The sequence below is a fragment of the Pseudomonas sp. Sample_9 genome, assembly GCF_004307535.1.
Lineage (GTDB): Bacteria > Pseudomonadota > Gammaproteobacteria > Pseudomonadales > Pseudomonadaceae > Aquipseudomonas > Aquipseudomonas mercuritolerans.
Map to the genome: position 1 here is coordinate 1 of NZ_RAZO01000343.1, position 4,689 is coordinate 4,689.

Annotated in this window: 4 protein-coding genes; 1 reads left to right on the forward strand and 3 read right to left on the reverse strand. The window is 53.1% G+C overall.

The genetic code is table 11. The annotated features are described in order from the left end of the window. A partial coding sequence (locus tag D6877_RS19865; protein ID WP_130911857.1) for a GNAT family N-acetyltransferase occupies positions 1 to 311 on the forward strand: 311 nt, incomplete at its 5' end. Between the two features lie 92 nt (positions 312 to 403). Here the strand turns inward: D6877_RS19865 and D6877_RS19870 are convergent. The 3 genes from D6877_RS19870 to cptA all read right to left on the reverse strand — a co-directional run. Then, positions 404 to 3,082 (reverse strand): hypothetical protein, encoded by a 2,679-nt coding sequence (locus D6877_RS19870; RefSeq protein ID WP_130911858.1) that lies wholly within the window; start codon positions 3,080 to 3,082, stop codon positions 404 to 406. Between the two features lie 444 nt (positions 3,083 to 3,526). After that, positions 3,527 to 3,736, reverse strand: a complete 210-nt coding sequence (locus tag D6877_RS19875; protein WP_130911859.1) for a hypothetical protein — start codon at positions 3,734 to 3,736, stop codon at positions 3,527 to 3,529. A 177-nt stretch (positions 3,737 to 3,913) separates the two neighbouring features. Further along, a partial coding sequence (gene cptA / locus D6877_RS19880; RefSeq protein ID WP_130911860.1) for a phosphoethanolamine transferase CptA occupies positions 3,914 to 4,689 on the reverse strand: 776 nt, incomplete at its 5' end.

Consider the following 4,689-nt stretch of genomic DNA (forward strand, 5'->3'; position numbering starts at 1 on the left):
CCTTCGTCGGCGGCGAACCGGCCGGGCTGGTCAACTGTTTCGAAGGCTTCTCGACATTCGCCTGTAAACCACTGGTCAACGTTCACGACGTCGCCGTGGTCGGCAAATTTCGTGGCCTTGGGCTCAGTCAGAAAATGCTGCAGAAAGTTGAAGAAATCGCCCGTCAGCGTGGCTGCTGCAAGATCACCCTGGAAGTGCTGGAAGGCAATGCTGTGGCGCAGGGTTCATATCGCAAATTCGGCTTTGCGCCGGGGATGTCCAATCCAGATCACGGGCGGATGCTGTTCTGGATAAAGGATTTACAGGCCTGAAAAGCCCCTCACCCTAACCCACTCCCGGGGGAAGAAGGTCAGAGTAAACTGGTTGAAAAATTTTACGAACGAAATGGATTGGAATATCGGCTCTAGTCAAGCCATTTAATATCATCTATATATATGCCCTCAAAAAGCCAGAGTCCCTCACCGACTTCTATTTCAAAATAAGATACTCGTGCACCGGTGGAAGAATGGTAGTTGTAGATAAGAGATCCATCGCGGTTATCGTTTTGGTTTAGAGGCGTAACGGGGAGAACATCCTCATGTAGGCAAACGCCCGCTTGGTTGAAAAAAAATACAACGCGGTTAGTGGTGACGTTATTTCCGAAAAGAAATTGTATTTTTGTAGCGGATCCGTTGAGCTTAAACCTGGATCTTGTAAGGCCGGGCAAATAAATTCTAACTTTAAGCTGAGGAAATCTGTTGTTGGCAAAAGCACATTTTGCGTCGCCGTTGAGACTGATATTCGTGAACTCCAAGCCGCTCCGAAGTTTAACGGGGGAATTAAGATCGATTTTTCGTACTGTTTCTGCTTCAAAGTTTTCAAATCCGCTGCCCGCAGCCGTGGTGCTAAAAGTGCGGGGTGCGGATACCATGCCTGAACCATAGTCCGCTTTAACGGTGATGGTATGTAAGCTGAGCCCCAGATCTCCTAGTATTAAGGTCCAATCACCGGCATCTGTGGTTTTAACCCGATCTTGCAGCTCTAACCCATCGAAAATCTTGACGAACTGGTTTTTGCTGGCTACTCCACTTAATTTAACAGCCGTCTCGATGATCTCTGCGCCCTCAGGGATTTGCTCGCCACTCGACAGCCTAGTGACCGAATTAATCTCAGGCATAATTTCAACTAGTGTCTTGACAGCATATGTTGTCGTCGGAAATTGCACGCGCGTCTTCAGATTAGCCACATTTTCATAATTCAGCTCGAAATAAATTTTCAGTAGACTCCCGTTCAAAAGCCCCCGCAACCATTCTAACAATGCAGCAATCGCTAACCCACTCGTCTGCTGAAGAGCAACATCAGCCAGTAATACCTTTTCAACTGCTTTCCCCTCAGAATCAAACCCGTCATACCGCAAATTGGCTATTTGTCCCTGCGCCTGTAACGCCCACTTGGCGATCCTCAATTGCGCGTTATCCGCCAAACTCGTCACATCCAACTCATCATCCATCGCACCATCAATTCTCGGTGTCGGCAGATTAGTATCACCATCGGCAATCCTCTGCACCTTCAACACCAGCGGCTTCGAGCCTTGAGGCTCGCTCTTTCCAATCACGGCGTAACTCACCCACACCGTTTCGCCCAAATTGTGAGCCACCAACGAATTTGGTAGTGAAAAGTGCTGTGGTTCTTCTTTGGTGACTGCTATGGCTTCTGTAGTGTGGCTACCACCGTCCTGTGTACCAGCCCATATTACGCAGAGTTGTTTGCCGATCATGTCGGTGAAGATGGGCACGATGCAGGTCAATGTGTCCTTGGCAGCAAATGGGTCAAGCGTGGTGCTATCAGGAGCCTCCCTGATCGTCGGAGCCTCCAGCTCCACTCGCGCCCCAACAACTTGCGCATGCGCCGTCTGGGAATACGCCACTCGAACCGGTGTCGGTCTGTGCAGTTCGTATTTCGCCTCAACAACGCTGCTAGCGAATACCTTGTTATTTGGAACTTCCAGAATGCAGGGCACTTTCTGGCCTAACGGCGCCTCCACTTTACCCGAGACAGTTACAACCACGTCGTCCTGCCCCGAGATCTTCGCAGTGTAGGTGGCGACGATGTCATCACCTGCCAGAAAACGGTCGTCGCCCGTTGCGATGATCAGCAACAACGGATTTTGCCCGAGTTTCTTGAGATCTATGATGCTGTGGTCATCGATCGGAAAATCCTCCATTTTTTCCAGCAGGACCGGTTTGGGCAGGCGCAGACCGTCGAGATCTTCGTCCACTGTTTGCGGCGCGGACCATGGTGCATCGGGGTCGGCGGTGTTGAGTAACTGGTCGGATACGGTAAACAGGAAATTCAGTTTTTGATCCAGGCGCTTGGCGCGTTCCAGAAAGGCCCGATCCACGTTGAAGTAAATTTTGCTTACGGCCTCGGAACCGTGATGAGGCGGCTCAGGCGCTTCCGTGGACTTAACGATGATGTCCATAATCTCGCCGTTGCAAAGCAGGCTGATACGGTCAAAGGCTCGGCAATAAGGATATTCAACGGCCACTTGCGCGCTTGTAAAATCAGCTCCTACGCCATTTTTGATGGCGTCTGGCAACAGCAATACAAGCTCGGAATGGCCGCCCGGAACGGTAAGATCGTCTTTGAAACCGGGGCGGATGCGATTGTAGATACAGCTGACCGAAGTGGACGTACCAATATTCTCGCTTTTCCGCTCGATCGTATAGAAAAGGTACATAACCACGCCCACGAGAAACGCGTTACTCGCTATATACATATCAATCGGGTCGTTCACATTTCCAGTGATTGTTACCGAGTCCAGCAGAATGGGTGCTGTCGCTGCGTCTTTCGATGTTCTGTCCTTAACGGGCCCGACATGTGTGGGTACGAGAGCCATCCAGAGCAGAACTTCATCATCTATATCCAACGACCCGGATAACGGCGGATCAATCCAGGCCCTGGCCCGTTTGAAAACATAGTCAGGGGGATAGATGGTTACTGCGCTCAGGGGCGCGCCGATATTCGCGCCCATCGCCGGATTACTTTGGCCCTGTATCTTCGGAGGGAAAAGCTGCAGAACAGTGTTTTTAGAGGATGGCATGGTGAGTATTCCTGCTGTTGGGCGGCAAGAACTATCAGAGCGCTTATTTGAGATTTGCGCACCTGTCAGATCTGACAGGTGCGGGCATATTACCGACGAGCGGTCAGGGCAGTGGTGTGGAACGTCGCTGTTCTGGATAAAGGATTTACAAGCCTGAAAAGCCCCTCACCCTAACCCTCTCCCGGAGGGAGAGGGGACTGACCGCAGTGACTGATCCAGATACGCCGACCTGAAATATCGAGCCGAACTCAGGTTCTGAGAAGCCCACAAATCGGCTCCCTCTCCTCGGGGAGAGGGCTGGGGTGAGGGGGGAATTCACCGCAAATGAAAAGCCGGTCCTAATTAGCCCGGCCATAAAAAAAGGCGCCCCAATCAGGGCGCCTCAACTGTCATCTCCCGGGCCAGAGCGGAGCCACGGAAGGTCCATCGGTTGCTCGGTAAAATTCAGTCGCGATAAGACTCGGTGACCTGCGCCGTTTGGTCAGCAGGGACGCGGGTTTCTTTCGCGCCGGCGTCGGCCTTCTGCTCGCCTTGGGCGTGCTGGACCGGGAAATTGTCGTAGTAATAGCGCATGCGCTCGGCACCGCCCTCAGCGAAGGCGCTGGTGGAGCCGAGGGCGAGCAAGGTTGTGAGGATGATAGTGGTGATTTTCATGGTGCCTCCTACTGAACAAGTGGGAGTCGGTTCGTCCGTGAAGCAGACCGCGGAAGAGAGTCTGCGTCGCCGCCATTAACAATGGGTTAACGCTCGTTCGGCGCAAATATTGCGGGGTATTACAGAAACAACGCGGTCGATAGGCACAAAAAAGGGCCTTCTCGGCCCTTTGTAGTTTTACTTCTGCGCTACTTCCGCAGGATCGGGATGCTTGGGTTTCATCAAACTGAAGTCAATCAACGCCCGCCGCGGTGCCTGATACGGATCGCCAATCAGCAGCTTGCGCGGGACGAAGTTGTCGCTGACCAGACTCTTGCTGCGATCCAGTTCATCGGAGCTCAACCCGGCCAGGTCCGCCCAGGTGTGAATGAGCTGCGAGCTGCTGTATGGACGGCTGAGGTCGCCGGCGAAGTTCCAGTCGTGATTTTCCTTCCACTTCGGTGAAGCCCAGGCCATGAACGGAATGGTGTACATCGGCGCGGTCGGTTTGTTTTCGTTACGGCCCAGGGTGCTGTGGCCGGCGGAGTCGAAGACGTCTTCGCCGTGGTCGGAGAGGTACAGCAGGAAACCGTTCGGGTCGGTTTTGGCGTAGTCCTTGATCAGGCTCGACACCACGAAGTCGTTGTACAGCACGGCATTGTCATAGCTGTTGTAAGTCGGTACCTGATCGTCACGCACGCCAGCCGGAACGCCTTGGCGATCCTTGAACTTGTCGAACGTTGGCGGATAACGGTACTGGTAGCTCATGTGCGTGCCGAGCAGATGCACAACGATCAGCTTGCGTGGCGCCGCATCGGCCAGCGCCTTGTTGAACGGCTCGATGACGTCGCCATCGTATTGCGCCGAGTTCTGGTTGCGGTTGTTGTTCAGGTACACCTGCTCGTCAGCCTGTTCGGAAAAGGTCGTGAGCATGGTGTTGCGCTTGGTCATGGTCTGCTGGTTGGTGATCCAGA

Excerpts from the sequence above, each read along its gene's own strand:
- D6877_RS19870 (WP_130911858.1), bottom strand. The coding sequence starts at position 3,082 with ATGCCATCCTCTAAAAACACTGTTCTGCAGCTTTTCCCTCCGAAGATA.
- D6877_RS19875 (WP_130911859.1), bottom strand. The coding sequence starts at position 3,736 with ATGAAAATCACCACTATCATCCTCACAACCTTGCTCGCCCTCGGCTCC.